Here is a 25,106-nt window from a genome sequence, read left to right as displayed (position 1 = left end):
GGTTTTTATTGACCCGTAGGCATGTGAAATGGAATGCTAACAGTCATCTCTTAGGCATGGGCCGTGGAACGGGTGTTGCTACAGTACGGCGCGGGTTATGTGTTCCACCCTTTGTTATCGGCTTACTGTGCTGCTCCGTTCTTTCTGATATGGCCTTCTTTATAATCTTGCGAATTTGTTTGCGTTTGTGCCCTTCGCGTAGCCTAGCCCTGATATATTGAGTTAAAGCCCAAGTGAGGATTAGGTAGCGTAGGCTTTTCATTTCTCAATCATCCTCCGTCAGTCTATCCAATGTCTCTCTATAGTTCCGAACGCAGTACTTATGTGCCTCTTCTACTGTTGGCCTCTGGTCCTCTGGCACAGGCTTAGCAATGCGTAGCTTGATCCTACGGCCTTTACTGTCAGTGTAGTGCTTTTGGTAATCACTCAGACCCACTCCCATATGCTTCATTACCTGTAACCAGCAAGTGACATTGAATGCATAAAGGCCAAGCCACGGGGCTGTGAGTGCGTCCATGTTTTCTCTCGTTTTAGTAGTTTTTGGGGGTTGTTCTTACTCATGAATGACGGGCTAGCTTACCGTGGGAGGTGTTACATGGCGTATTCAGACAGACTCACTCTTTTTGAGAGAATTCAAAAGCTAAGAGAATCCAATGTAATTCTGTATGCTACCAGCGACAGACCTCACATGGAGGGGCAGATAAACAATGATGCTTTTGATTATTTTGTCCGGCACTTAGACAGGTTATGGAGAAATGGTACCCAAAAGATCAGTTTAATACTTCATACTTCTGGCGGCGATACCTCAGCCGCTTGGCGTATAGTCAATCTTTTGCGCATTTTCTGCGATGAGTTAGAGGTCATTATTCCAACTAAAGCGCATAGTGCAGGAACGTTAATTAGTTTAGGCACTGATAAGATTATTATGACAAAGCAAGCGACATTAGGACCTATTGACCCAAGCTTGCATGGTCCTCTTTCTCCAGAAGTTCCAAACCAACCCCATCAAAGAGTTGCGGTTAGCGTTGAGGCTGTACAAGGATATCTCGACATAGCCTTAAATGAGCTAGCCATCAGAGATGATGATAGTAAAGCACAAGTGCTTACGGAGCTATCCGCCAAAGTCCACCCACTGGTGCTTGGGCAAATATACCGTACCAGAAATCAAATTAGGGACTTGGCAGGCAACTTACTAGATCATCAAAAAGTTGCTCCTGACATTAAAGAGAGGGTTATTGAGTTTCTCTGTAGTGACTCTGGAAGCCACGACAGAACCATTAACAGACGTGAAGCACGTGAACTTGGCTTAAAAATTGAGAACGCTTCGCCGGAGCTTTATGAGTTATTAAGCGCACTATATGAAGATATAACCGATGAAATGGAGATGAGAACTAGTTTCTCACCGGATATACTATGCCGCAACTGCAAAAATCAGGATGCAATTCTACAGAATCCAGAGGTACAGTTTGCTTGCCCTCGCGTCTTGATAGAGAGCACGGAAGGTGGCAGTAGCCGCAGAGTAACGGAAGGAATAATTAAGAAGTGCACCTATACACACCAACCAAACCGAGAAATGCCACCACAAGAAATTCCAAGTTATGATGTGCAATTGGACTTCGAAGGATGGAAAGAAATATGACCGATAAATTTCTACGCGCCCCGCTAAGTTATCAAGACAGCGCCTTACCAGTACTTCGCTCAACCTCTCCGCAAAACACACATGCTACTCATAAAATGGGCTGGGATGAAAAAGCAGCTATTAGAGTTGATGACAATAGTAAGTTTGAGGCTGTGCATTTGCGTATAGTAGACGGTAGTGTAAAAACCCATCGTTAGCTTATCGAAATAAAAGCCCCTACCTTCCGCTATCCTCGGCTGATGAGCTGGGTACTTTGGTAGGGGCAGATTCCTATTTTACCCACAAACTTGGGTCATTTTAGCATTATATGCCTGAGATTCCCGTGGTGTGAATTGTAGCTTATAGATCAACACGACACGTTTAAATCTAGTCATGTATTCGCAATGAAACTTAGTATTTGGCGGCATCCAAGTAAGCGGTGACTGAGCGCTCTTTGCCCTATTTTCTCCCGCATCTACAGCAAACAGATTACGCTCATCGTTCGCAAACTGTACCCGTTTTGACTTGCTCCAGGTATTCGCTCCGTGGTCCCAGGCCCATTTAAGCGGCACTAGGTGATCTACATCCAGATTCTTGGATTCTAGATATACCCGATCCGTGTACGGGTCTAACCAACGCCCGCGAACAACACGGCAGCCATTAGAGGTATAGTTAGGCTTTTGTGTACTGAGTTTCGCAAGTAGCTCGTGGCGGGTATTTTGACAGTCGCCATCATCATCAATCCAAGAACCGAAATAATCCCGGTCGTACTTTCCTGATTTACTTGTGCCGGAGCTTGAAACGGCTTTCGGCGGTATTGCCGTATTACCTTTGTAGATATAGCCTTTGGGTAGTCTTCCTACCTTTAAGCATTCATCTAAGCTATCATAAGATGTGTAGTTCTTTGTCCTCTTGTACCATTTACTATCTGTTGCATGGCAAATCTTGCTCTTGGAGAGCTTAACAGGCGGCTCAGCATGCGCCCCAGTTGCTACAAATATTAATGATGCAAGCACAATCAGCTTGCGTTTAAGCCCGTACATTATGTCCACCTATATTCATAAAATAATCCTCTGAGTATACTCAGAGTGGAGGAGAAAATAAACGCTAGAAGATCAACCCTAGCGGCCCTTGGTAGGGTCTTAGAGGAGGATGCTAGGCGGACCTCCTTCAGTAAAGTTGAAGTAACTTAAATATGATTCGCTGCAGTTTTTTTGATGAGATAGAAGCTTTGTTAACGATATACAGTCGCTTTTGGAGTAAAACATGGGACTTTCTATCATTGGCACAGGTTACCCGAGAACAGGTACTGTCTCGCTGAAGCTCGCACTGGAAACTCTTGGGGTTGGCCCGTGTTACCATATGTCAGAAATACTTCCATTCCCAAAGCGTCTAGCTATGTGGCAAAATATAGCCCAAGGAGATAAGCCAGACTGGGATCAAGTATTTAATGGTTATAAGGCAGCATGTGATTGGCCTGCCGCTCTTTTCTGGCGAGAACTTGCCTCCTATTACCCAAAAGCAAGACTTATCTTAACAATCAGAGATGCTCGTAGCTGGTACGAAAGCATGGAAAGTACAGTTCTAGCTATCCTACGGAAAAATTTAGGCCCCTCTTTTCTATCCAATGACTTAATAGTAAAAAAAGGGTTCAACGGGAATATTGAGAACCGCGACGTTATCATCAAAAGCTACGAGCAGAATATTAAGAATGTTCAGGATGCCTTCTCAAAGAACCGTCTCCTGACCTATTCCGTTCAAGAAGGCTGGGAACCACTATGTGACTTTTTGCGCAAACCTGTCCCCAGCACACCCTTTCCTAAAGCGAACTCTCGAAGCGACTTTCATAGGTTTCAGTCTCAATTAAGTAAGTTGCCGGCATAGTAGCCAGACACCAGCTCCTCAAAATTCCGGCAATAAAAACCCTTCGCGCCAACTCCGCTTTTCAGCGTCTTGTGTTGACTGGGTCCACGTCTAGTTCGCTACGTTTGGTATGGCGACTTAGTCAAGCCCGTGCACTAGAGATCCGCTAGATCGTCCTGAGCAAAACTATATTAAGCAAGCGCGAGACTGTCAATTGGCACAACTGCCGATTTAACTGACCCTGTGTCTTTCAGGTCAACACGTACTGATTTGCCGCCGCCCCGTATGTCTCGCACTGTCCCCTCTACAGTTCCGAATGCACCTGCAACCAGCATCACATTGTCACCAATGGCAAAGTGTTTGCCTAGAATATTCTTCTGCTTGAACTGAGCGTCATGGGCTGCATCTACAATATTCACCATCTCTTTTACGCAGACCACATGAGGCTCAATATCCTTCTTACTCGCAAGGAAGGTTTCCACGCCATCGCATCCGCGTAAATGGCTTGTTGTTAACCCGTCCCTTGGATCCAGCCCAACGAATACATAGCGCACAAACATTGGCCTGCTGTTGTCCAAGTGCCGCTTTGAGCGTGGCGCTTTGCGTGTGTATGGCATCATAGGAAGCCAGACCAGAGGAGTAATCGACTTGAGACTTTGGTAGGCTCGCTCCTCACAATTGGGGTTTGTCTGGGCAACGTACCAATTGAATTTACCAGACTCCACAAATGCTTTGATAAGCTCGTAATCCCGCTGCATTGCCCGATTTGTCTCTTTTTTGTTACCTAATGTGCTCATGTCTATGCCCACCGCTTTCTATTGCCCCGAAAAGTGAATTAACCGCCTGAATTACTGTTAGGTTTTGATGAGTTCCTTTCTCTAGCTGGAGAGCGACAAATAAGCTCTTCCCTTTGCTTGAATACTCCGCCTTGATCATACAGCCCTCCATTAGCCACCAGATCCAAAACAAGAGGCTCGTACTCACCGTTCCTGTCCTTGTTCAGCAGCCTTCCATTTGCGAAAACATGATAATCATCACCTGCGTAAAAGCACCCGTACCACTCCATAATGCTTGGAATAGAGGCTCTGGAGCATTGAATGATTGAGTTCTCGCAAGCATCCTCATTGATGAATTCTAGGGTTATAAGTCTGTCTGTGGTCATGCTGCCCTTGCCTCCTCAAACGCCTGGATAAACTCTGCAGCTACTTGAGGCACTATGGCGTTGCCAAAACCGCGCAGGCGTCCCACTGTTCCGGATACCCCATTAACCACCCCGAATGAGCCGGATTTAATTGGTCGTATTTTTCTACTCCAGCAATTGACCCGATCAACGTCGCTCCAAAAATCTGTCGCGGAACAGTGTCGTCTCTGAGCCTTCCATCCTTCCGGATCATGCCGCCCGACAAGTCGCCCCTGTCCTTGTAGTCCCTGGCTGTCGGAGTGGCCCAACCAGTATAGTCTCTGTCGGACGTGGGGAGCTTTGACGCTCGCAGCGCACAAATCCGCCGCCCCTGTGGCGTAACCCGTGTTTTCCAAGTCAGTTTGTACAATGTCGAGCCATTCAAGCCCTGCCTTGCTCGCAACTTGTTCTCCAAAGATGACTGGAGGGCAGCGCTCTTCAATGAGGCTAAACCAGGCAGGCCACAGGTGCCGCGCGTCTTTTGTTCCTTTTCCCTTACCTGCTGTCGAGAAGGGCTGGCATGGGCACGATCCGGTCCACACTGATCTTTCTTCCGGCCATCCAGCGAGCTGGAGGGCGTAGCTCCATCCCCCAATTCCCGCAAAGAAATGACACTGATGAAATCCTCTAAGTCGGTCTGGGTCCACCTCTCGTATGTCTCGCTCATCAACTTCCCCTCCTGGAATTAATTGCTCTGAAATCAGATTGCGCAGCCATTGGGCTGCATATGGGTCTATTTCGTTGTAATAGTTCACGCTGCCCCCTGCTCTTCCAATGCCCGCCGCCCCAGCTCCTCAGCCCACAACCGCGAAACCCATTCAAAGCCTTTTGGAGTAAATCGGGCCTGTCGGTATGCGTGACCGTTATCAGTCAAGCCTTCTGTGACTTTAAACCGGCCTGCTTCGATATGGTGCTTGTAGGGATAGATGCTGTTCTTATCCGCCAGAACGCCTCTTTGAATAAGGAAGCGTTTGAACTCCCGTTCATTAGCCTTGAGGTTCCGGCAAACTTCCCGAAAGTTCAGATTGCCAGTCTGGGCGCGGGTGTAGTTTTCAACGAAGGCAACGGCAGGCTTACTTTCTTCAATGACCTTCTGTTGGTCCTCGATGACCTGTTGTTGATCCGCTGCCAGTAAAAGAGCCTCTTTGAAGTTTTGAGGAACTCTGAACCCTGCCCCCGCCTGCTCTTCCAGCTCTTGCCAACGGTCAATGATAGCTTTGCGAAGCTTGACGCTGTAGCCAGCTACCAGAGTTAAGGTAAGGTCTTTCGGGAGCTTGTAGCACTTCTGGTCCCGCCCATACGTATCCTTAAAGATGCCCTCAAATTTGAGGCGATCTATTTCCAGTTCATCAAGCATCTTTTCAACGTCACGAATGACATTATAGTGCTCCTTACCCGTGTACTCAGCTATCTCCCGACTACTCATAGTCAAGGCATGGTTACTGTTTGCAGCTAGTAAATCAGTCATTCCAAATTCCTTTCTGGAGAAATAGTCGAAGCTTCAAGCATTTACGCTCTGGGTCATCACCTCTGTTACAGGTAGGAACACCCGCGCCCTGACTTCTACAGTCTCCCTTTTTGCAGGTTTTTTAGGCTCGCCATGATGCAGTTTTAGCAAGCCCTGAAAGACTTGATCTCGCTCTTCTAGGTCTGGCTTGCGCTTCTTGAACCTGCCCCTGATCTCCGCATCTATGAGCATTGTTTTGTCTGGGATACTGGTGCGTTGGCCCCACCAGTAGTTACGGATTTGGAGGAAGCGTTGAACGCCGCTCATACTCGCCTGAGCATCAAGTGAATACTCATGGAGATTGCCCGTGTAGTCTCGGATTGATTGTAAACGCTCGTTGTGGGACATGTTGTGCCAGTGTTTCATCACGCCGCCCTCCTCGTAATCAGCTCAATTGCCTGATCTGCATTCGTTACGATCTCCAGCCAGCCGCGCCAAAATTTGTGAAACTCCTCTTGGTCAGGTGTCAGGAGCTTTTCGACCGGCTGAATGGTTTCCCGTTTCACTTCGAGTAGGTGATTGACCCTGCGATAACCCACGAGCAAATCAGGCACCCCTCCACCAACAGCAGCTAGGCTTGTCACCGTTGCGCCTACACTGCGAAGGGCTTGGACAATTTCGGATTGATTAGCGTCTACTTTTGCGGCTCGCCTCATGCTGCTTGTCTCCCCTCACCTTCCAAGCCGCGCAATGGCGCTTTCAACGTACCCAAATAGCTTCCGCTGCTCCTCTAGCTCTTCCTTCACTTCAGCGATGGAAGGGCAGAATTTCAGCTTGCTAGGCAGGCCATCAATCGGGTGCGCCACCATCAGCCCCAACTCGTAAGGGTAGCGCTCAAACAGGGCAGCAAGAGCTAATCCAAATTGCTCGGAGTTGTTAAACTTCACTTCACGGAACGACCCGACAAGCCTTTCAGCAAGAGTGATTGCCTCTTCTTTCGAGGGCTGGTTGTCACCCAGTGCTGCGGCGCTGAGTTGCTTCAAGCTCGATAACTGGACCTTCGACAAATTCGGATTGCGGGTCCACATCCGGCTCATGAGCTCCTTCGCATCCCGCGTCCCGTCTGAGCTTTGCAAATACTCCCGCCATGTCTGGTTGTGAGCTTCTGGCAGGCGGGCTTTCCCTTCTACGACGGACAAGTTCACGACACCAGTTTTCCCAGATCGGGTTCCAGTCGAGCTTGCGCCCTGCTGGCCCTGAGATTGCGCTGTAGTGGTTTTTGAAGGTGATTTCTGCATGGATTATCTCCTCGGCGCTCATGTCGAGCGAGGTTGCTTTGTCAATATTTTCTTTTGAAACAGTCCAATCATCAGGAAGGCGGGTCCCCCTATTTTTCGGCGGCTCTGCCGCCTCCCCCTCTTGGGGGGATAAAGGGGGGATAGTTTTTTTATTTTTATCTTCTTTAAGTGTGGTTACTTGTTGGTTATCTGTTGGTTGCTCGTTGGTTATCTGTTGGTTGCTATTCTGGTATTCATCCCACTTAACTATTGATATTATTGTAAATTTTCTGGTTGATCGTTGGTTGATTTCCCCTGTATCTTCGAGTTTTTTTAGCGCTGTTCTGATTTGCTGCTCTGAAAGATCAAGCTCTACCGCAAGAGCTTTGCGGCCATAAACTCCGGCCCCTTTTGGTATCTTGTGGCCGCGATATTCCCGCGCCTCATAGTTAGCGGTCAGGAGCAAATGAATGAACACGCTTTTGGTTGGTGTGTCCCGATACCAACCCCACTCCTTGAACTGTCTATGCAGTTTGATATACCCCACCCTCACGCCGCCGCCCTCCCCGTTTCAAGCTCATGGATAGCCGTTACAGCCTCGCTCATGCTGTTGAATGTAGCCTTGAGATAAAGGCCCCTACGGATCAGAACCACGTATCCAGCGCGTACCTTATAGATGGCTTCTGGACGCTCAGGCTTAGGTGGATATACAAGCCTTGCGGAAGGGCAATTCTCATGCTTGTGGTGGGTTGTGAAAGGAGTAGTCATTCCGCTGCCTCCATCATTGCTGTAGGTTCATAAAAACTCGCTTTTGCGGCTGTGATTGCCTCTTCCAGTCTTTCAATGAGTGGTAGTGCCTCAGCTTTCTCAGCAGGGCATATACGACCGTCTGCAATGGCTCTGGTGAAGTTCTCGAACACCTGACAGCTTGCAGTCATCACATTGATTGCAGCTTCGTGAGGGCCGTTTGGACGGCTCGTGTCGAGTTTCCTTACCTCATAGCCAAGGGCCTCAAGGTGGGCTTTAGAAAAGATAGGCTCTAGCCCATCATTAACCATTGCTCGTTCCAAGGTAACCAATCCTAGGAGTGTAAGATTCTGCGAGTGTTGCGCCTTTTCACAGCGGTCTATGCTGGCCTTCGAAATACCCAATGTAACGGACGCAGCATCTCGACCAAACACGTCAAAAAGCTTTCGAGTTAGGGCGCAAACCCAGTTGTTTAAATGACTGTTCGTTCTTGATGCGTTCATAGTGACCGAGCCTTTTGGTTATCACGGTTACAGATGGTTTCGTATGCGTTACATTCCGTTACGTAAGCTTAAGAGAGCACCCCGCCCTAATGACCAAAAGGCGGGGCGCTCAGGTCACAGCACCGCAGAAGGAAAGAACGCTGCTATGGGGAACAAGAAGGCGGAAGATGCTAAAACTACCACCTCCTCTTTCAGTGAAGAGGATCGGGTAAATCTCATTGAGAGCATGGCCGTTAAGGCTCTTAGGCAAGTAGCAAGGCTAGAGGATCGCGTTAAGCGACTGGAAGAGGTCGCGAACCGGACAGCAACACTGCAATAACCCCCACCCCAAACCTTTCGAGCGCCCCGCCAATGTGCAAGGTGGCGGGGACGCTCGTTACACAGCAACTTGAAAGGAGATGTTGCTATGAAGATTGACTTGGACAGCACTAAGGGTGACAGAACCATAGCTGCTAAAAAGTGGGCTTTAGAAGACGTTGAGAAGTTAATTGCCGCATATACGGACGCAGCAACAGCCTTCTGGAAAGCTCGAGTGGAATGGGACAATTTCATTACAGGTACATCCCTTAAGTGGACGCCTGAACGCCCGCGAGACCAGAGCTTCATGTATGACCCAAACTGGATGTTTCTTTCCACTTTACAAGAGCGGGGAAAGTGTGGGGAAATTTCCGTGAGTGATGTAAATTCTCTAGTATCGAGCCTTAACATTCCGAGAGTTGATGCGTGCACCAACCCTGAGTACCTGAAAGGTTTAATTCTTAAAGCACTAAAAGAGAAGAATGCCACTTAAGCCGCCTCCCCGCTCACAGGGGCATTTTCATTATCTGCCCCTGTAATGCGTTTTTTGTCTTCGCGTATGAACTTGCGTACTTGCTTAGCGGTCTTGGTGCGGACATCTCCACCTTTGCGTAACCGATCTAAAAGCACAGGGTTATTCGCACTTTTCTTGCAGAAATAGACCGGACCAATCGGCTTACCTATCTCAGTGCGCCAAGCAAGATAGTCTTCTATTTCGGTTAGGAGATCATGTTTCATAGAGTGACTATGGTATGCAATTGCATATCTGTCAATCATCAAGATGGATTCTATTGCATCTACTGTAAAAAATAAGGAGAAGCGCGTGGTTTACTCAGATTTAAGGGTCCAATTACAATACGTCGGTATTATTGACGAGTTGCCGAGATTGCTACCGTCAAACAAACGAGCCAGAAATGATCGAAACAATGACGACTGACACCACAGAGACCTGGAGAGATAGGCTCGTTGCCGCTATTGAGGGAAGCGACAAAACATACCGCGCTATCTCCGCAGAGTGCGGGAAAGCGCCAGCTTACATTCAGCAAATGATTAAGATGAACAAGGAACCAAGCATATCAACTGCACTTAGGATATGCGAGGTTATCAACGTAAGTCCGGCTTACATCCTGCTAGGTCTAAATCTATCAAACAAAGCTGATGATTTTCTTCGTGTATTCAATGAAATACCCGAAGGAAAGCAGGACTATATTCTGGATTTCTTGACCAATATGCTTAATGATAACTCTATAGAAAAATAGAGCCTACAACCCTCTACTTACCTTTGGCTTCCATTTTTTGCAGAGCAACGGTAATTTGTCTTTCCGATAATCTAGAAAGCAAAATTTGAAGACGAAGAAGCCTAGACTCACTAATCATAACACCCCCTGAATCTCAATAGTAAGAATATTGAGGGCCTAGAGCACCTAACGTCAACGACGTTACTTTCCCAAAATGGGTTATCTATAACTGATTTCTTGACAACGGAAATGGCGGCTATCTGCGATAAAAGCAGCCTAAAATATAAACAACCCCTTAACGCATTTATTAAATCACCCCAAAATGGGTTATCGATAATTAAATATGCGCCATTCTACTTATGGCTGTTGATACATTGTCTACAACTCTGTTGAAAGTGTCTCTATGGGTTTGGTTTGGCCCAATAACCGAGATTGTATCAATCCACTTCTGAGTAAACGTATAGTGGTAGCCATTAGCCCCCCTATGACGTAACAAGTCCCCTCGCTTCAGAAAGGTGGCAAGGTGCCTATCAACGGTAGTCTTTGGTATTCCGGTTTGCTTCTCAAGACTACTAACAGTCGGTAGCTGACCAGAGTAAATCTGACTTGCGAGCGCTATAAAAAGCGCCGTCTCATTATAATCAATCGCCTTTGTCAGCGATTGCGCTTCCTTAAACGCATCCAGCATCGCTGTAGAAAATAGCTGCACACTTTGCATAGCTTCCGTTGTTTTTGTAATCATTTTCACGTTTTAGCATGCACCTAAATTCAAACTATGTTTCTTAAAGCATCATCCACACTCGTTTCTGCTGCAAAATCTATCCCCACACTATAAACAGGCTAAAATATGCTTTAGCATTATTTGGTGTATTTTTCTCCTTTACATTGATATGCAATTGCATATACGATAATCCACATCAACAGCACATAGCTGAGGGGGCCACATGGAAATAGAGATTGAAGACGTTGTTGAATTGGGCGGCCTGTATTTAGGCGACGAGCTATCACTCAAATGCGAAGTAGACATAGACCCAGATACTCAAGACACGCTCATCATCTCTTCCATTTCCGTCACTGACCTCAACAAAAAGACAATTATGCTAACGCCCAATTCTACGGACGAAGAAGCGCATTTATGGGCGCTGATCTCCGCAAGGGCTTATGCAAATGACTAATTGAGAAGTGAATTTTGGCAGCAATTTGAAGAGCTGGAAAGGGCAGCGGCATGACACCTACGAAAAGCATTACCGAATGTGATGGATACAGAAGCTTAAGGGCATCCGTAGACCACGACCTAGATCGCAACTTCCGCTCCCATAATTACGAAGGAAAGTTCCAATGGGTGATTGATCGGGCTAAGCATTATGCCGATGCGCTCGACATGGAGCCAGCCGACATCCTAGATGCTTGGGAGACTTCGCGCGATTATTGGTACATGAACTATTACCAAGAGTGTAACCAGCCGAAAATTGAAGCAGATAGTGTGCGGGTTTTTGAGACTATTGAAGAGCTTAAAGCTTCCATTGGCCCCCCTCGCTTCCGATGTCCTTCCTGTGAGGGTGTATCAAGCAGCGCATATACTTGTGATAGCGGGATCAAACGTGACGGCAAGCCTTGCAACTGGAAGGTTTACGGCCTGTTCGGAGCACTTGGGAAAGGTACCTTTGTCTATGTCAAAGAAAAGTTATCAGGACAAACCATATTCATGCCAGTAGCGTGGGAGTCTACCTCCGCTGAGCAATCAACAACACCCCAAGCAGCCTAACCACCCCTGCCCGTCTAACAGCGGGCACCCTCTCCAAGCACTCTCTGAGTGTTTTGAAAGGGAATAGGACTAGAGGAGATGGGAATGGAAGAAGTTGTGATCCGCTGTGAGATAGACGATACAGAGCTTGTATCCTGCTTGGAAGAGATTGAGCAAATTACCTCTAGTAAAAGCAATTTCTCGGATAGGCAAAAGGCAGAGATACTTTCTTTAGATAACCCTGACCTATTCAATTCTTTCTGTGATATTACCGACACTCCATCGCACATTGCTGAAAACGAACAGCATGTATTGTATAACTTCCGCCCCTCACAGCGCCTCCTAAACCTTCTCGCAGATTTAAAAGAGGCCGCATGATGGGATGGAGAAAAGCAGAGCGGCTAAATCTTGATTTTGATGGGCTTTGTAACCTTTTTCATCAACTTGTCGAGTTGAGCACTACTTGCATGTCCCTGAGGGATTTCTGCTTTCACTTCAAAGATATTATTGCAAGAGGTGCAAGCTACAGAAGCTCCAGTCTCCGCTACTGCAAAGCTAATTTTGTTCTCATACCCACACTTGGGGCACTTTGGATATACCGACATTCTCTTGGAAATAGACATTCATCTCTCCTTCTTTGGAGAGGAGTTCAAACCGAGTCTGCTGGAAGTGTCCAGCTCAAGAACTAGCAGTACTTTAAACCGGAGGATAGTGAAATGCTCTACCCTTTCAACGCAACTATACCCGTTCATACTGCGTCATGGGACACTCTGCCTGTATGTGACCTGAATGTACTTGCAGCAGTCAGGCCCTATCTGGACAAGGATAACACCGCCTACATCGAAGGCCATGAGACTGAGTTTTATATCCCTTTCTCAAGTGGTCCAAGCATAAGCCCGCGCTTTATCGTTGAGCATGGCGGCAAACAGTACGCCAGAGTTGACAGCTCACAGCAAGAAAATCATTGGCTCACAAATAAGCTGACCACAGCACTAGAAGACCATGAAGACAATATCTCTGACATGGCAATCCAATCAGGCGAGGCCCTTGTCTGGTCTGATGAACATGACCACTACATCCCATTTTCACAACTCACCGTAGAGCAGAAGGACGCCGCATGATGGCTAAGTATACCGATGAACAAATCCAAGAGCTTTTCACCGAAGCAGCCAAAGCAGAGTGTGCACTGCTCGGTTACTGCGAAGAAAATGAAATCACTACAGATGTGATTGGCAGCTCTATGGGAAGAAGCCTGTTCTGTTCTGCCTTCACCAGCTCAAAGCAGTGTGAAGAATACATGCGCCTCCAAGGCCAAATGCGCACAGCTCAGGAAGCTTATTACCAAGCGCTAGCTGTCAATCGGAAAGCCAAGCTTAGAGCTGAAACGGAGGCACTTAAAAAGGCAGCATAAGGCGCTCCCTCCCAAGCGCCAAGGTCAGCTGGTCCCCCTCCCTCGTCTCCCAAGACCAGCTGACCACCTTTCCAAGCCCTGTGCGCAGGGTTTCGATGGGTATAGCGGGAAACCTTCGACCGGAGCCGAACAAAGCCGAAGGGAAACAAAGGAGGCAGTTATACGAACTAAGGGCAACCCATACCAGCCGAAGATAAAGGCTGGTGCCCCTCCAAGCGCTTTACGAAGCGTTTCGATGGGTAGCAAGGAAAGGAAGCCGCATGACAGAACCAGGTGGAGTCGCAGCCGATCAACTCAAGTCTTTCATAGAGCGAGTGGAAAGATTGGAAGAAGAGAGGCAAGTCCTCTCTGACGATATCAAGGACGTTTACGCAGAAGCCAAGGGAACAGGCTTTGACGTGAAAGTCCTTCGTAAAATCGTAGCCCTTCGCAAACGCAAGCCTCATGAGCGTGAAGAGGAAGAGGCAGTCATGGATTTGTATCTCCACGCTTTGGGCATGGCCGGACCAGTGGAGGCTTAGGGCGATGGGAGTATCAAGCATCGCCGACAACGAACTGCTGAGACGAGCCGTAGGGAATGCAAGGCGCAAACAGGGCCGCAGCAGACATCCTCGATGGGTTGCTGTGATGGATGTATTTGGTCTTGGCTCTACCTACGCATGCGAGCTTTGTCGCCGCTTCGACTTAGACCCTGACGAACAAGTCAAATAACCCACCTCACAGGAGCAAGGCATGCGGGAACACTATACCAAACTAGCTCATAACCACCTTGCTCTTGCAAAGAACTGGGAGCGGGCAGCAAAGCGCACAGGGCAGTATTTCAAGCAGATCAATTACCACAGACGGGCAGCGAAACAGTACACGGCTAAAGCGGGGGTAGCAGTATGACTTTCCCAACCCTTCGCCCAGCGCGCGCAGTTTCAGAAATTGATTTTCATATAGCGGAGGTAATTAGATAAATGGCTTTCCAATTTCGCCGTCCCGCCAGTGCATTTAGTCTGGATCCGTCAGGTAAAAAGCAAAAGCGCTTGGAAGACCCTAAGCACTTAGCCTTTATCCGCACCCTGCCTTGTCTAATTACGGGCAAGTATGGAGTTGACGCCTGTCACATCAGATATGCGGACCCTCTCTACCGTAAAGCTGGAACTCCCAAAGCTAGAAAGCCAGACGATGCCTGGACTGTTCCAATGGTGCGTGAAAAGCACGATGAACAGCACAGCATGGAAGAGCGCCTCTTCTGGAGAAAATACAACATGAACCCGCTAGAGATTGCTTATGCGCTTCATGAGGTCAGTGGCGATCCGTCCGCCGCGAAAAAGATCATAGAAATAGCTCGAAAACAAAGCGCCCAGCGTCGGGGTATTTGAATTTCAGAAGAGGAAGGGAAAAACGGCATGACCGCCCCACACACTTTACCCCGCGCCAAGATCACGACTTTCCATGACAAAGGCACCCTATTTCACCGCATCCACTGGTGGGGTGTGAATGGATATTCATCAGAGGCTTACAAGTCCATAGCAGAGGCAGAGGCCAAGCTTAAGAGCGTTCGTAGGGCTGCAACTCAGTTAGCGGGCAGGAGGTGAATATGTCCAAATGTGCTTTTGACATTGCATGGATTGGAAAGTGCGGGAAAGAGGATTGCAAAGAGCATGGCAATCTTAAATGCGTTTCCTGCGGCGCAAAAGCTACCCGAGAGTGTGACGCAACAATGGGCTTGGTTTGCGGTGCCCTTCTTTGCGGCGATTGTGAGCATGAGCTTGACGAAAAAGGTACAACTGGTTGGGGCACCGGTCACGTTCCAAAGGCGGAGCAAAAATATAAGCCTTGGGATGCCCGCTCTCAGCAGGCAGGAGGTGAGGAATGAGTAAATCAGCATTTCAGATTGCAGAGGAACTTACCGCAGGTGCGGAGCGGGCAAGAGTTGCTGGAGATGCCGTCGCCAGCATCGCATTGGCAGTAAAAGCAGCCGAGTATCTACAGTTGGCAAAACTGCTTGGTGACAGCATTGCCACCACTGAGAAACAACAATCCAACGAGGCCCGCAATGCCAATCACACATAGCGACCCCATAGGCCGCTTTGCCGATTATCTAAACAGTAAAGCGGCTTTGCTAAAGAGGATGCAGAGAGAGGGAGGGAAGGATGGAAAGGAAGGATAGAATCCCCTTGGTATCCCCAAGAGGCTTAGGGAGGGCAGATGCAGCATCCTACATCGGTGTTAGCGTAACCACCTTCAATATGCTGCTAGATAAAAAGATGATGCCAGCTGCAAAGCTCATCGCCACCAAAAGAGTCTGGGATATTGTGGAGCTGGATAAGGCATTCTCTGATCTGCCATCGGAAGGCGGCGACGCTTATCCAGACGAAGGCCCTAACTGCGACTTTATTTAGTGAATTATCATGACACGTAAAACAAAGCCCAAAGAAAAGTACCTCTATTACGATATAGACCGCCACGGCAATCAGCGCTGGTACTATTGCCGGAAAGGTGCTCCTAAAATCCGCATTAGAGCTGAGTACGGAACAGAAGAATTTGAACTGGAGCTGACCAAGGCCAAACTTGGGATCATAGAAAAGAAGCCGGTCTCATATAAAAAACTGCCCGCAGAGGGGAGTTTTAAGTGGCTGGTCGATCAGTACATGACAAGGGCGCTAAAGTCCCATGCCCCTGCCACACGCGCTCAGAAAAGGCGGGTATTACATCATATCTGCGAGGAGACTTGCCTCAGTAAGTCCGGTCAAAAATTGGGAGATATGAACTTCAAAGGGCTTCAAAAGAAGCACATCACGATTCTGAGAGATCAAAAAGGAGATAAGCCAGAAGCGGCGAACCATAGAAAGCGGGCATTATCGACCCTGTTCAATTGGGCGATTGATGTAGGATTAGCTGAAACCAACCCAGCAGAGCACGTTAAAAAGGTCGCCAATAATTCAGGTGGGCACCACACAGTTACAGAGGCTGAAATTGAGCAGTATCTGGACCGTCACCATGTCGGCACCAAGGCTCACTTAGCCATGCAAATTCTCAGATACACAGGGCTTAGAATTTCTGATGTTGCGCGGCTTGGAAGGAAAAACCTGTACACTATAGCCACGCCGGACGGCCCGCAGCTGATGTTTAAAATCACGCCGAAGAAGTCCAGCAAGCTCCAGAAAACCCCTGTAACTATTGATCTTCCTGTATTGCCGCCCTTGGCAGAGGCGCTATCAAGGGTAGAGCATGGGCACAATATATTCTTGGTTACAAGAACAGGCGAGCCTTACACTGTGAAGGGCTTTGGCAATCGTATGCGGAGCTGGTTCGATATGGCCGGATTGCCCCACTGCTCTGCGCATGGCATCAGAAAAGCGGGGGCTGTTATAGCGGCTGAGAGCGGGGCTACAGCCAGTCAACTTCTGTCCATGTTTGGCTGGACAAAGCTGGAACAGGCTGAGCTATATACGCGCATGGCACAGAGGAAAATTCTAGGGAAAGAAGGGGCTCGGCACCTGCTAAAATCAGCCCAAAAAAGTGAGTGACTTTATTTCCAAAAACCCTTATTTTTCAATGGGGTAATTTTTACTCACTTTATGGTTAATGCGTTGTTTTAACTATATGTTAGCAGTCCGGTCGACGCCTCCAACCTCCCCCAATATTAAGAGTATACAAGCCCAGAGGCAATTCCTTTTATCTCGGGCGATCTCCGTACACAGCAAGACTCTGCTGGTTTTTACTATTTGTGAGCGGACTGAATCCGTATAATCTATGGGAACACTGGGGGGGTTGTCGCAGTGCCCCTTTCAAGCCATGCATCATCATAGGTTTGGGGTTATGAACGAAATCCTTCTGATTGTTGATTTACAGCCTAATTTTTCTCCGCCGGAGTGGGTAATCACTCGGGTTCAGCGCTTGGCGGGTCTTATGCCGTCCGTGGCAACGGTAATCCGTCACAATGAAGCAATTGTACCATTTGACAGGCAATTAAACTGGGTTCCCAACGAAGATGATGAGAGCATTGTTAAAGCTGATCGAGTATTCATAAAATATGGATACCTTCCTCCAAGCGAACTGATGGACTATCTTGCCACCTGCAAGCCAGAACGTGTTCTGGTTTGCGGCATTCAGGCTGAAACCTGTGTTCTTGCAGCTGGTTTCGCTCTTTTTGATGCAGGCCTCAACCCCACCTTAATAGGAGATGCAGTGATCGGCTCTTCACTCGATAAGTCCGGACGAAAGGGCATTGAGCTCTGGGAGCATCATTTTGGCCAAATTATCCATGATCACCAGACAATTTTGGACCAATACTCATCATCAAACCAGGCAGATACATTTTGATCGGCATTAGCTGCACTCCAACGCCTACAATCTTCCATTAGCGCTTTACAGTTAACCAAATCGCCTAAAGAAAATAAGGGACCGCTCCCCTATTAGGCAAACCGAAATAGAGCTGAAATAGTATCTTGCACACAGACCTAGCAGGCGTAGGCTAAGGGTCATTCAAGGAGCTTGTTATGGTAGACATTGAGTGCCTTTGGGAATGCGATGACGGTTTGGGCGAAGCTCCCCTTTGGGTTGCGGAGGAAACATCTGTGTACTGGTCCGATCACGTTGGTCCGGCCCCCGATCCAAACAGCTCAAAGCGCCCCTCAATTCGACGATTGAACATTGTCAGCGGGGAGCGCAGATCTTGGGAACTACCGGAACAGGTGGGGAGCTTTGGGCTCAGAACCGGCGGCGGCCTCATCTGCGGAACCAATTCCGGTTTCTGTACTTTTGACCTTGAAACTGGAGTTTTTGAGAAGATTATTGATCCGGAACCAGAGCATCCGCAAAACCGGCTTAACGATGGGAAAATTGACCGTCGTGGGCGCTTCTGGTGCGGCAGCATGGACACACGCTTGAGCGATAAGTCCGCTCACATCTATTGTCTGGAACCGGATTTAACCTGCCGTAAAGTTGCTCAAGACTTCTCTTTCATATGCAGCAACGGGATTGCCTTCGACCCTAAGGATGCACGCATGTACTTCGGTGATACCAAGGGAGGCATAATCTATGTTTTTGATCTTGATATTGACACTGGGCATATCCACAACCGCAGACCTTTCTTCTCCGTGGAAGAACGCTCCCCGGCAATTGTAGACGGCGCTACGGTCGACGCAGAAGGCTACTATTGGTTCGCCTTGAATCTGGGCGGTAAGATTTTGCGTATTGATCCCTCCGGTCGGCTTGATCGGGAGATTGATATGCCGGTTCGCGGCACCACTTGTGTTACATTTGGCGGCGATAATTATGAAACACTCTTCGTCACTTCACAGCAGTCATTTTTAACCGGTGAAGAGCTTAGTCGGCACCCAAAACCAGGCAGCATATTTGCCGTGCACGGTCTGGGCACACAGGGCCTGCCGGAGCCAAAGTTTGGCGCCACCAAAGAGTGACGCAAATAATCGCATCTAAACTGGCAAGCTGTATATTTGGAAGAAAACTGCTCCATTGCAGCACATAACTTTATCTGAAAACCTATGCCAACTACGTTGAGGAGCACTATCGTTTTTGAAAACCCAAGCCAAACTGCTTGAGAATATGAGGACCCAATAACTTCACCTCAACCACCAACACTCTAATGGAGAAATAGAAATAACCACCTACATAGAAAATAGCTTACCTAGGAGCAATAAATCTTATTAACATCAAGATTCCGTTACAGTATACATAACACTTCCTCATCGATTTATACTTAATAAATACTATTTCAGATATTTAATAATTAAATAATACGAGGTAAACGGGCTGCCGCATTGTCCTACTCCAATACGACAAGATAACCAAATGGCGTAATCAAATTAAAGTACATCTACGCCGATCTGTGAAGTGAGGACGACTACTTCCAGATAGATCTCACAGACAACTCCAGCTACCATAATGAAATCGATCTCTATGTATATGGTGGCACTGGAAGCGACATCACCGACGTGGCTGACATCACTGATGAAGGTGATAAACTCCGAAATTATTCTAACAGGTGGTGAAGGCGACGACTTAGGGTCCAGACTCATAACCAGTAACAGATAGCCGCATCCGGCTTTAGCGCTGACGACTTCGTATTTTCATAGTACGCTTACTGCCATCGCCCAACTCAAGTTGGAGCCGCTTAAAAGCCCCGGACCCTTCTCGGTCTGGGGCTTACACATATTGCTGGTGAGAAAGTCTGAACTCTTCCACAAAAAGTGAGCGCCAACATTCCTCCCAGCTTTCTTTCAACTTTCCCGCGCAATAGCACCGAACAGGCTTTTTTCGATCAACGTTGAGGCCTTTGTCAGATCATTTGCGACTTCAACAAGCTCCGCATCTTCCACCTGCCCAGCGATTGAAATGGCACTAAGGCCCAGCTTGGGCTGCCCTTCCTGATCACAAACTACAGCGGCAGCAACATCAATTCCCTTGAACAGGTTTCCACGGTCAAAGGCATAGCCGGTTGCCCGCGCGGCCTCTACATCCTGCCAGTAGGCATCAAAGCCGGGGGAGTTTTGCCAGCGGAATGTCTCGAATGCTTCTTTTGCATCCTCTTTGGACAAGGGCAAGCGCGCCGCGATACAGCGGCCCACGGCACCAATCAAAGATGGCAGTCTTGCACCAATTTCCATATCAGCGCGCACAATATTGGACGGAGCAACTCGCTCACTCAAGATAATTCTGTCTCCCGCTGTCACAGTCCACAAAGTGATCATGATCTGGTGCTCTTGAGCAAGTTGCACCAGAATTGGGTAAATAAGCTTGCTCTGGCTCTTGCCCAGCAAAGGAATAGAGAACTCCAGCACCCCCATCCCTATTGCATAGGTCTTGCGGGAGGCATCGAAAGAGACAAGATCTTCTTTTGCCAGTGTTTTTAAGATGTTGAATGTGGTTGAGACATTTAAATCTGTCTCACGGCCGATAGAGGCAACACCATCGGGCCGCCCAGCGCGCACCAGATAGCGCATCACTTTCACAGCCCCTTCAACGGCACCCACGTATTTTATATTATCCTTAGCCATAGTGCCGAACCTCTTAGCAGGCCAGAAGATTTAATAGAAAGTCTTTTTTGCGTCACTCCACATTCTCCGGCACTTTGCATCACCATTTCCACACACACACCAGCTCTTTAGGGCCCAATAGTTCGCCATTGGTAATAGAAAAACCTTTTCCTGTTACACCAGTCTTGCGGACATTCAATTATTCACATATTAGAAAGCTATTCTCTATAGTGAATTTAATGTTCTTTTGCCAGAGGGAGGCGCTGGCTGAAGACTCAGGTCACAAATAAGGACCTGAACGCAGCCCAGAGAACTTCGTGCTCGACATAAAAAGCACGTCAATGCGGTTACACAATTGAAAAGTGGAGGTTTAACTATGCCCAAGCGTAAAGACGAGATTACTTCGCGAATCGGATGGAGCACTGCGGACAAGATTAATGTTCATGGCCTTGATCTACCCAACGAAATCCTCGGTCACATGAACTTGGGCGATCTGGCCTTCCTTCTCTTAAAGTACCGCGCACCAACACCGGAAGAATCGCGCGTGTTCAACGCCATCGTGTTGACATTGGTCGAACATGGCATCACTCCTTCTGCTCTAGCCGCACGGATTACCTATATGGGTGCCCCTGAATCCCTTCAGGCAGCCGTTGCTGCGGGCCTTTGTGGCCTCGGCACTGTTTTCGTGGGGTCCATGGAAGGGGCTGCCAAAATGCTCAGTGCAGCCCTGCCCCCTGAAAAATTGGGTACTGGCGTCGACCTTAAAGCCCTTGCAAAGGACATTGTTGCCGACTTCAGAAGCCGCAAGGCTATTGTGCCAGGCCTTGGTCATCCGGTTCACAAACCCATTGATCCGCGTACCCCGCGCCTTTTCGAAATTGCAGCTGAAAACGGTATGGCCGGTGAATATGTAGAACTGATCCAGCTGGTGCAAAAAGAAGCCGAACAAGCTTCCGGCAAAGTTCTGCCAATCAATGCAACAGGTGCAATTGGTGCCATCTGCTGTGAATTCCAGTTCCCTTGGAACATTGTCCGCGGCATCGGGGTTATGGCCCGTTCCATTGGTCTTGTCGGGCATATTCTGGAAGAACAGAACAACCCCATGGCCTTTGAACTGTGGCAGCGTACAGAGGAAGAGATTTTGAAAACCAGTGGTGTCGAAAAGTAAATCTCTCTTGCCTGTGTGCCCGTAAGTGCTCAAGGAAGTTGCTGGCCGCCGCTTCCTTGAGCACCTTACAAACAGATTTACCTCTCCAGCTTTCAACACCCAACCACTGAATAGGTTTGCAACTGGGTGTATCCCGCGATAAGCAGCTCTATCTATTGTTTAGGGCTGCGGAAGAAAAATGAAACACGGTGGAGATTTATCAAAGGCCATTTGCCAGTATGGCGGCACGCGCGATGAGTGGCTGGACCTTTCAACCGGCATTAATCCGCAGGCCTATCCGCTAGACCTTTCGTTAGTCTCCCCATCTTTAGAGCCGCTCCCGGAAGACGGCGCGCACGATGCTTTGATAACTGCAGCGCGCTCCTATTACCGTGTTCCGTCTCATCTTCACATAACAGCGGCGCCGGGTACACAAAGCCTGCTGCACCGGTTGCCAAGCTATTTTGAGCCTCAGCCTGTTGCAATCTTCAAGCCCACCTATACCAGCCATGCTGAAAGCTGGGAGAATGCTGGTTTTACGGTTTGTGAAGTCACGCACATTTCGCAGGTTCCACAAGGCTGTAAACTGGTCGTGCTGGTAAACCCCAACAACCCCGATGGCCGCAGTTATAGCCATGAAGAAATACTGGAGCTTTCTAAGACGCTCAAACAGCAAAAAGGTCTGCTAATTGTTGATGAAGCTTTTGCGGAGATAACACCCAATAGGAGCATCCTGCCACATGTGAAGGAGGAACCTGTTTTGGTGCTTCGCTCATTTGGCAAGTTCTTCGGCCTTGCGGGGCTACGTCTTGGCTTTGCAATCGGGCACAAGGCGATCACTGACTATCTGGAGCACGAGCTTGGAAGCTGGGCGGTGTCCGGCCCAGCTTTAAGCATTGGCGCAACAGCCCTTGCAGACACCAAGTGGCAAGAGGACATGCTCCAAAAACTGGAAATTGAGACCAGCGCTTTCCATGAGCTTCTTAAAACCCACGGGCTTGCCATCAAAGGCAGTACCAGCCTTTACACGCTGGTAGAAGCTGAAGATGCGTTGGCACTCCATCAGAGTTTGGCAAAGCATCACATCTGGACACGTGTCTTCGATTATAACTCCAAGTGGATCCGCTTTGGACTGCCAAAAAACGAACATGAGCGCGCAAGAGTTCAGCAAGCCTTGTTAGCCCATAAAGAGCAGGTGTAATTCTGTGCTTGCTTTTGAATACACCCCCCTCATCGTTTTAGCCGCAATTATTCTGGATGCACTTTTTGGGGAGCCCGAGTGGCTCTGGAGGCGCTTGCCGCACCCTATTGTCCTTATCGGCAATTTGATCGGCACTGCGGACCTCAGGCTCAATAAAGACGGCCTCTCTCCCGCCTGTAAGAAACTCACTGGCCTTTGTTTCATCATCTCCTTAACCGCCGCAGCATTAGTTCTCGGGATTTTTCTGGAAACGCTTTTGCGCCTGCTGCCTTTTGGTGAGGCAGGTATTGCAGTAATCGGCGCTGTGTTTCTGGCGCAAAAGAGCCTTTACCAGCATGTAAAGGCAGTGGAGACCGGATTGCGCCGCGGGCTGGAGCAAGGGCGTTATGCGGTTTCTATGATTGTAGGCCGAGATCCCAAAACTCTGGACCAAGCGGGCGTTTCCCGCGCCGCTATTGAATCATGTTCAGAAAATTTCTCGGACGGCATCACAGCTCCCCTTTTCTGGTTCCTGCTCTTGGGGTTGCCGGGGCTACTTGCCTACAAGGCGATTAATACCGCAGACAGTATGATTGGCCACAAAACGGAGCGACACACGGATTTTGGTTGGGCCGCAGCTCGCCTTGATGATCTGGTCAATCTGCCTGCGTCCCGTCTTTCCGGTGTATTCATTTCTCTCTCAGCGCCCATTGTGGGCGGCTCTGTCTCCCGCGCATTTCGCACAATTTTCAAATACGCCCGCCAACATCGCTCCCCCAATGCGGGCTGGCCGGAAGCTGCTATGGCGGGCGCTCTTAATGTAGCCCTTGCCGGTCCGCGTGTTTACACCGGCTATAAGGTTGATGACCCTTATATGAACCCTGAGGGGCGCATCCAGCTGGACACCTGTGATATCAGCAGGGCACTTCAGGTGATGGTGAGCGCATGTAGTTTGCAAGCTCTAGCAGTTGCAGTGGTTGCCTTTGCCGCTTGATGGTTAGCGCTGGCGAGCAATCTCCAGCAGCTGATCCAGATCCATATGCGTTTCCACATGGTCACTAAGGGCATCCAGCCCTTCTTCCACCTGCGCTGCATACCCAAGAGAGCTATGGCTCCCCAAATCCTTCAAAAAACTCTGCCTAAACTCATCGGATGTGAAAACACCATGAAGATAGGTTCCAAATACCCGGTGATCTTTGGAGCATGCCCCCTCCTCGCCCTGCGAAAGGTTCAGGTAGGGACGTTGGCAATCTGGGCCGGATGTTTGGCCCGCGTGAATTTCATAGCCGCTTACACGGGCACCGGATGCCTTGTGAGTTCCCTCATTCTGCACAACGGATTTCTTCGGTGACAGAACCGTGTGGACATCAAGTAGTCCCAGTCCTTCCACATGCCCGCCTCCTTCAACACCTTCAGGATCGGCAATCGTCTTACCCAGCATCTGGTAGCCGCCACACAGGCCCAGAACCACGCCGCCGCGCCGTACATGGGCTTTAAGGTCAATATCCCATCCTTGGGCACGTAAAAAACTCAAATCCCCTATGGTGGACTTGCTGCCCGCAAGAAGAACCACTTGCGCATCCGCAGGCAAGGGTCTGCCTGCCTCCACCAGTTCAAGAGTAACATTCGGTTCTAGGCGCAAGGGGTCAAGGTCATCGAAATTGGCGATACGGCTTGTCACCGGCACGATGATTTTAAGCGGACCCTCGCCCATACCATCTTCAAGCCCTAGCGCATCTTCCGCCGGAAGCTTGGCGGCATCAGCAAACCACGGTACTACGCCTGCATTGGTCCAGCCGGTACGCCCCACAATTTCCTGCAGACCGCTATCAAACAGGCTCGGGTCGCCGCGAAACTTATTAATAAAAAACGCCTTGATACGGGCCCGCTCGGCTTCTTCAAGTACGCACCAAGTGCCCACAAGGGAGGCAATTACCCCGCCCCTGTCAATGTCACCCGCCAGCAGCACAGGAAGGTCAGCCGCCTCGGCAAAACCCATATTGGCAATATCACCAGCGCGCAGGTTCACCTCCGCCGGAGAGCCAGCCCCTTCTACAAGGACAAGATCCGCTTGCTTTTCCAGCTTTGAAAAACTCTCCAGTACGAAGGGAAGCAGCTCACTTTTTCGGCTGCCATACTCACGCGCCTTCATGGTGCCAAAGCGTTTTCCCTGTACAATAACCTGCGCGCCCGTTTCTGTTTCGGGCTTCAGCAAAACCGGGTTCATATGCACGCTTGAAGGAACGCCCGCAGCAAGGGCCTGCAACGCCTGCGCCCTGCCGATTTCGCCGCCGTCATCTGTGACGGCGGCATTGTTGGACATGTTTTGCGGTTTAAACGGCAGCACCTTCAAGCCCCGCCGGTTAAACGCGCGGGCTAGGCCCGCAACGATAAGGCTTTTGCCCACGTTGGAGCCGGTGCCCTGAACCATGAGCGCTGGGACTGCCATTTTATTTTCCTAGTAA

At 49.0% G+C, this 25,106-nt stretch carries 42 protein-coding genes; 25 read left to right on the top strand and 17 right to left on the bottom strand.

What is annotated here, in order from left to right; translation table 11 throughout:
- Nucleotides 1–265 precede the first annotated feature (265 nt).
- Nucleotides 266–517 (bottom strand): hypothetical protein, encoded by a 252-nt coding sequence (locus P6574_RS07145; protein WP_310619673.1) that lies wholly within the window; start codon nucleotides 515–517, stop codon nucleotides 266–268.
- 78 nt (nucleotides 518–595) lie between these two features.
- Between P6574_RS07145 and P6574_RS07140 the strand changes: the two genes are divergently transcribed.
- A complete protein-coding gene (locus P6574_RS07140) occupies nucleotides 596–1,639 on the top strand; it encodes an SDH family Clp fold serine proteinase (RefSeq protein ID WP_310619672.1) in 1,044 nt (347 codons plus the stop codon).
- Entirely contained in the window at nucleotides 1,636–1,836 is a 201-nt protein-coding gene (locus P6574_RS07135) for a hypothetical protein (RefSeq protein ID WP_310619671.1), read from the top strand. Before P6574_RS07140 ends, P6574_RS07135 begins: the two co-directional genes overlap by 4 nt.
- Nucleotides 1,837–1,914: 78 nt before the next feature.
- Here P6574_RS07135 and P6574_RS07130 read toward each other — a convergent pair whose 3' ends face one another.
- Nucleotides 1,915–2,661, bottom strand: a complete 747-nt coding sequence (locus P6574_RS07130) for an HNH endonuclease family protein (RefSeq protein WP_310619670.1) — start codon at nucleotides 2,659–2,661, stop codon at nucleotides 1,915–1,917.
- Between the two features lie 223 nt (nucleotides 2,662–2,884).
- On the opposite strand from P6574_RS07130, the gene P6574_RS07125 reads away from it, so the two are divergent.
- Nucleotides 2,885–3,502, top strand: a complete 618-nt coding sequence (locus P6574_RS07125) for a sulfotransferase family protein (protein ID WP_310619669.1) — start codon at nucleotides 2,885–2,887, stop codon at nucleotides 3,500–3,502.
- 170 nt (nucleotides 3,503–3,672) lie between these two features.
- Here the strand turns inward: P6574_RS07125 and P6574_RS07120 are convergent, their stop codons facing one another.
- The 10 genes from P6574_RS07120 to P6574_RS07075 are packed head-to-tail and all read right to left on the bottom strand — an operon-like array spanning nucleotide 3,673 to nucleotide 8,635.
- The gene (locus P6574_RS07120) at nucleotides 3,673–4,278 is read right to left on the bottom strand and encodes a transcription termination/antitermination NusG family protein (protein WP_310619668.1); all 606 of its coding nucleotides are present in this window, start codon (nucleotides 4,276–4,278) and stop codon (nucleotides 3,673–3,675) included.
- Nucleotides 4,279–4,316: 38 nt separating this feature from the next.
- Entirely contained in the window at nucleotides 4,317–4,643 is a 327-nt protein-coding gene (locus P6574_RS07115; protein ID WP_310619667.1) for a hypothetical protein, read from the bottom strand.
- Nucleotides 4,640–5,416, bottom strand: a complete 777-nt coding sequence (locus P6574_RS07110) for a DNA cytosine methyltransferase (protein ID WP_310619666.1) — start codon at nucleotides 5,414–5,416, stop codon at nucleotides 4,640–4,642. Before P6574_RS07110 ends, P6574_RS07115 begins: the two co-directional genes overlap by 4 nt.
- Nucleotides 5,413–6,129: a Rha family transcriptional regulator gene (locus P6574_RS07105; protein WP_310619665.1), complete on the bottom strand. Its 717-nt coding sequence runs from the start codon at nucleotides 6,127–6,129 to the stop codon at nucleotides 5,413–5,415. The genes P6574_RS07110 and P6574_RS07105 overlap by 4 nt, the downstream gene beginning before the upstream one ends.
- A 33-nt stretch (nucleotides 6,130–6,162) precedes the next feature.
- Nucleotides 6,163–6,534, bottom strand: coding sequence for a hypothetical protein (locus P6574_RS07100; RefSeq protein ID WP_310619664.1), 372 nt, complete (start codon nucleotides 6,532–6,534; stop codon nucleotides 6,163–6,165).
- Nucleotides 6,534–6,824: a hypothetical protein gene (locus P6574_RS07095; protein ID WP_310619663.1), complete on the bottom strand. Its 291-nt coding sequence runs from the start codon at nucleotides 6,822–6,824 to the stop codon at nucleotides 6,534–6,536. The genes P6574_RS07100 and P6574_RS07095 overlap by 1 nt, the downstream gene beginning before the upstream one ends.
- A gap of 15 nt (nucleotides 6,825–6,839) precedes the next feature.
- Nucleotides 6,840–7,151, bottom strand: coding sequence for a hypothetical protein (locus tag P6574_RS07090; RefSeq protein WP_310619662.1), 312 nt, complete (start codon nucleotides 7,149–7,151; stop codon nucleotides 6,840–6,842).
- On the bottom strand, nucleotides 7,120–7,938 hold the full coding sequence (locus P6574_RS07085) for a hypothetical protein (protein ID WP_310619661.1): 819 nt from the start codon (nucleotides 7,936–7,938) through the stop codon (nucleotides 7,120–7,122). The genes P6574_RS07090 and P6574_RS07085 overlap by 32 nt, the downstream gene beginning before the upstream one ends.
- The gene (locus tag P6574_RS07080) at nucleotides 7,935–8,153 is read right to left on the bottom strand and encodes a hypothetical protein (protein WP_310619660.1); all 219 of its coding nucleotides are present in this window, start codon (nucleotides 8,151–8,153) and stop codon (nucleotides 7,935–7,937) included. Before P6574_RS07080 ends, P6574_RS07085 begins: the two co-directional genes overlap by 4 nt.
- Nucleotides 8,150–8,635: a hypothetical protein gene (locus tag P6574_RS07075; protein ID WP_310619659.1), complete on the bottom strand. Its 486-nt coding sequence runs from the start codon at nucleotides 8,633–8,635 to the stop codon at nucleotides 8,150–8,152. Before P6574_RS07075 ends, P6574_RS07080 begins: the two co-directional genes overlap by 4 nt.
- Before the next feature lie 145 nt (nucleotides 8,636–8,780).
- On the opposite strand from P6574_RS07075, the gene P6574_RS07070 reads away from it, so the two are divergent.
- Entirely contained in the window at nucleotides 8,781–8,954 is a 174-nt protein-coding gene (locus tag P6574_RS07070; protein WP_310619658.1) for a hypothetical protein, read from the top strand.
- An 87-nt stretch (nucleotides 8,955–9,041) separates the two neighbouring features.
- Nucleotides 9,042–9,425: a hypothetical protein gene (locus tag P6574_RS07065; protein WP_310619657.1), complete on the top strand. Its 384-nt coding sequence runs from the start codon at nucleotides 9,042–9,044 to the stop codon at nucleotides 9,423–9,425.
- On the opposite strand, the gene P6574_RS07060 is transcribed toward P6574_RS07065, so the two are convergent.
- Nucleotides 9,422–9,670: a hypothetical protein gene (locus tag P6574_RS07060; RefSeq protein WP_310619656.1), complete on the bottom strand. Its 249-nt coding sequence runs from the start codon at nucleotides 9,668–9,670 to the stop codon at nucleotides 9,422–9,424. The two genes, P6574_RS07065 and P6574_RS07060, sit on opposite strands and share 4 nt — an antisense overlap.
- 188 nt (nucleotides 9,671–9,858) lie before the next feature.
- Between P6574_RS07060 and P6574_RS07055 the strand changes: the two genes are divergently transcribed.
- Nucleotides 9,859–10,191, top strand: coding sequence for a helix-turn-helix domain-containing protein (locus P6574_RS07055; RefSeq protein WP_310619655.1), 333 nt, complete (start codon nucleotides 9,859–9,861; stop codon nucleotides 10,189–10,191).
- A gap of 316 nt (nucleotides 10,192–10,507) precedes the next feature.
- On the opposite strand, the gene P6574_RS07050 is transcribed toward P6574_RS07055, so the two are convergent.
- Nucleotides 10,508–10,912 carry an IclR family transcriptional regulator gene (locus P6574_RS07050; RefSeq protein WP_310619654.1) on the bottom strand — a complete coding sequence of 135 codons (405 nt, stop codon included), beginning with the start codon at nucleotides 10,910–10,912 and terminating at the stop codon, nucleotides 10,508–10,510.
- A gap of 202 nt (nucleotides 10,913–11,114) precedes the next feature.
- On the opposite strand from P6574_RS07050, the gene P6574_RS07045 reads away from it, so the two are divergent.
- The 3 genes from P6574_RS07045 to P6574_RS07035 all read left to right on the top strand — a co-directional run bounded on the left by P6574_RS07045 (nucleotide 11,115) and on the right by P6574_RS07035 (nucleotide 12,292).
- The gene (locus tag P6574_RS07045) at nucleotides 11,115–11,345 is read left to right on the top strand and encodes a hypothetical protein (RefSeq protein WP_310619653.1); all 231 of its coding nucleotides are present in this window, start codon (nucleotides 11,115–11,117) and stop codon (nucleotides 11,343–11,345) included.
- Nucleotides 11,346–11,395: 50 nt separating this feature from the next.
- Complete coding sequence (locus P6574_RS07040; RefSeq protein ID WP_310619652.1) at nucleotides 11,396–11,935, top strand: hypothetical protein; 540 nt, start codon at nucleotides 11,396–11,398, stop codon at nucleotides 11,933–11,935.
- An 84-nt stretch (nucleotides 11,936–12,019) separates the two neighbouring features.
- Nucleotides 12,020–12,292 carry a hypothetical protein gene (locus P6574_RS07035; RefSeq protein WP_310619651.1) on the top strand — a complete coding sequence of 91 codons (273 nt, stop codon included), beginning with the start codon at nucleotides 12,020–12,022 and terminating at the stop codon, nucleotides 12,290–12,292.
- 23 nt (nucleotides 12,293–12,315) lie between these two features.
- Here the strand turns inward: P6574_RS07035 and P6574_RS07030 are convergent, their stop codons facing one another.
- Nucleotides 12,316–12,537, bottom strand: a complete 222-nt coding sequence (locus tag P6574_RS07030; protein WP_310619650.1) for a hypothetical protein — start codon at nucleotides 12,535–12,537, stop codon at nucleotides 12,316–12,318.
- Between the two features lie 93 nt (nucleotides 12,538–12,630).
- Between P6574_RS07030 and P6574_RS07025 the strand changes: the two genes are divergently transcribed.
- From P6574_RS07025 to P6574_RS06965, 13 genes are all read left to right on the top strand, one after another.
- Nucleotides 12,631–13,035 carry a hypothetical protein gene (locus tag P6574_RS07025; RefSeq protein ID WP_310619649.1) on the top strand — a complete coding sequence of 135 codons (405 nt, stop codon included), beginning with the start codon at nucleotides 12,631–12,633 and terminating at the stop codon, nucleotides 13,033–13,035.
- Nucleotides 13,032–13,325: a hypothetical protein gene (locus P6574_RS07020; protein ID WP_310619648.1), complete on the top strand. Its 294-nt coding sequence runs from the start codon at nucleotides 13,032–13,034 to the stop codon at nucleotides 13,323–13,325. Before P6574_RS07025 ends, P6574_RS07020 begins: the two co-directional genes overlap by 4 nt.
- Nucleotides 13,326–13,585: 260 nt before the next feature.
- Complete coding sequence (locus tag P6574_RS07015) at nucleotides 13,586–13,846, top strand: DUF2312 domain-containing protein (RefSeq protein ID WP_310619647.1); 261 nt, start codon at nucleotides 13,586–13,588, stop codon at nucleotides 13,844–13,846.
- A 4-nt stretch (nucleotides 13,847–13,850) separates the two neighbouring features.
- The gene (locus P6574_RS07010; protein ID WP_310619646.1) at nucleotides 13,851–14,036 is read left to right on the top strand and encodes a hypothetical protein; all 186 of its coding nucleotides are present in this window, start codon (nucleotides 13,851–13,853) and stop codon (nucleotides 14,034–14,036) included.
- 21 nt (nucleotides 14,037–14,057) lie between these two features.
- Nucleotides 14,058–14,213, top strand: a complete 156-nt coding sequence (locus P6574_RS07005) for a hypothetical protein (protein WP_310619645.1) — start codon at nucleotides 14,058–14,060, stop codon at nucleotides 14,211–14,213.
- A 71-nt stretch (nucleotides 14,214–14,284) separates the two neighbouring features.
- Complete coding sequence (locus tag P6574_RS07000; protein ID WP_310619644.1) at nucleotides 14,285–14,692, top strand: DUF968 domain-containing protein; 408 nt, start codon at nucleotides 14,285–14,287, stop codon at nucleotides 14,690–14,692.
- 27 nt (nucleotides 14,693–14,719) lie between these two features.
- Nucleotides 14,720–14,908, top strand: a complete 189-nt coding sequence (locus P6574_RS06995) for a hypothetical protein (RefSeq protein WP_310619643.1) — start codon at nucleotides 14,720–14,722, stop codon at nucleotides 14,906–14,908.
- Between the two features lie 2 nt (nucleotides 14,909–14,910).
- Nucleotides 14,911–15,189 carry a hypothetical protein gene (locus P6574_RS06990; RefSeq protein ID WP_310619642.1) on the top strand — a complete coding sequence of 93 codons (279 nt, stop codon included), beginning with the start codon at nucleotides 14,911–14,913 and terminating at the stop codon, nucleotides 15,187–15,189.
- Nucleotides 15,186–15,386, top strand: a complete 201-nt coding sequence (locus tag P6574_RS06985; RefSeq protein WP_310619641.1) for a hypothetical protein — start codon at nucleotides 15,186–15,188, stop codon at nucleotides 15,384–15,386. The genes P6574_RS06990 and P6574_RS06985 overlap by 4 nt, the downstream gene beginning before the upstream one ends.
- Before the next feature lie 80 nt (nucleotides 15,387–15,466).
- Nucleotides 15,467–15,715, top strand: a complete 249-nt coding sequence (locus P6574_RS06980; RefSeq protein ID WP_310619640.1) for a hypothetical protein — start codon at nucleotides 15,467–15,469, stop codon at nucleotides 15,713–15,715.
- A gap of 9 nt (nucleotides 15,716–15,724) precedes the next feature.
- Entirely contained in the window at nucleotides 15,725–16,843 is a 1,119-nt protein-coding gene (locus tag P6574_RS06975) for a tyrosine-type recombinase/integrase (RefSeq protein WP_310619639.1), read from the top strand.
- A gap of 292 nt (nucleotides 16,844–17,135) precedes the next feature.
- Entirely contained in the window at nucleotides 17,136–17,639 is a 504-nt protein-coding gene (locus P6574_RS06970) for a cysteine hydrolase family protein (RefSeq protein WP_310619638.1), read from the top strand.
- A gap of 176 nt (nucleotides 17,640–17,815) precedes the next feature.
- Nucleotides 17,816–18,739, top strand: a complete 924-nt coding sequence (locus P6574_RS06965) for an SMP-30/gluconolactonase/LRE family protein (protein WP_310619637.1) — start codon at nucleotides 17,816–17,818, stop codon at nucleotides 18,737–18,739.
- An 819-nt stretch (nucleotides 18,740–19,558) separates the two neighbouring features.
- Here the strand turns inward: P6574_RS06965 and P6574_RS06960 are convergent.
- Nucleotides 19,559–20,335, bottom strand: a complete 777-nt coding sequence (locus P6574_RS06960) for an IclR family transcriptional regulator (RefSeq protein ID WP_310619636.1) — start codon at nucleotides 20,333–20,335, stop codon at nucleotides 19,559–19,561.
- 355 nt (nucleotides 20,336–20,690) lie between these two features.
- Between P6574_RS06960 and P6574_RS06955 the strand changes: the two genes are divergently transcribed.
- From P6574_RS06955 to cbiB, 3 genes are all read left to right on the top strand, one after another.
- Nucleotides 20,691–21,482, top strand: coding sequence for a citryl-CoA lyase (locus P6574_RS06955; protein ID WP_310619635.1), 792 nt, complete (start codon nucleotides 20,691–20,693; stop codon nucleotides 21,480–21,482).
- 178 nt (nucleotides 21,483–21,660) lie between these two features.
- Nucleotides 21,661–22,662, top strand: a complete 1,002-nt coding sequence (gene cobD, locus P6574_RS06950) for a threonine-phosphate decarboxylase CobD (RefSeq protein ID WP_310619634.1) — start codon at nucleotides 21,661–21,663, stop codon at nucleotides 22,660–22,662.
- A gap of 4 nt (nucleotides 22,663–22,666) precedes the next feature.
- Nucleotides 22,667–23,635, top strand: coding sequence for an adenosylcobinamide-phosphate synthase CbiB (gene cbiB, locus P6574_RS06945; RefSeq protein ID WP_310619633.1), 969 nt, complete (start codon nucleotides 22,667–22,669; stop codon nucleotides 23,633–23,635).
- A 3-nt stretch (nucleotides 23,636–23,638) separates the two neighbouring features.
- Here the strand turns inward: cbiB and P6574_RS06940 are convergent, their stop codons facing one another.
- Entirely contained in the window at nucleotides 23,639–25,090 is a 1,452-nt protein-coding gene (locus P6574_RS06940; protein WP_310619632.1) for a cobyric acid synthase, read from the bottom strand.
- Nucleotides 25,091–25,106: the final 16 nt, after the last annotated feature.

The sequence above is a fragment of the Pseudovibrio sp. M1P-2-3 genome, assembly GCF_031501865.1.
Lineage (GTDB): Bacteria > Pseudomonadota > Alphaproteobacteria > Rhizobiales > Stappiaceae > Pseudovibrio > Pseudovibrio corallicola.
The sequence above is the reverse complement of the archived record's forward strand: the minus strand, read 5'-3'. Positions and strand labels throughout refer to the sequence as shown.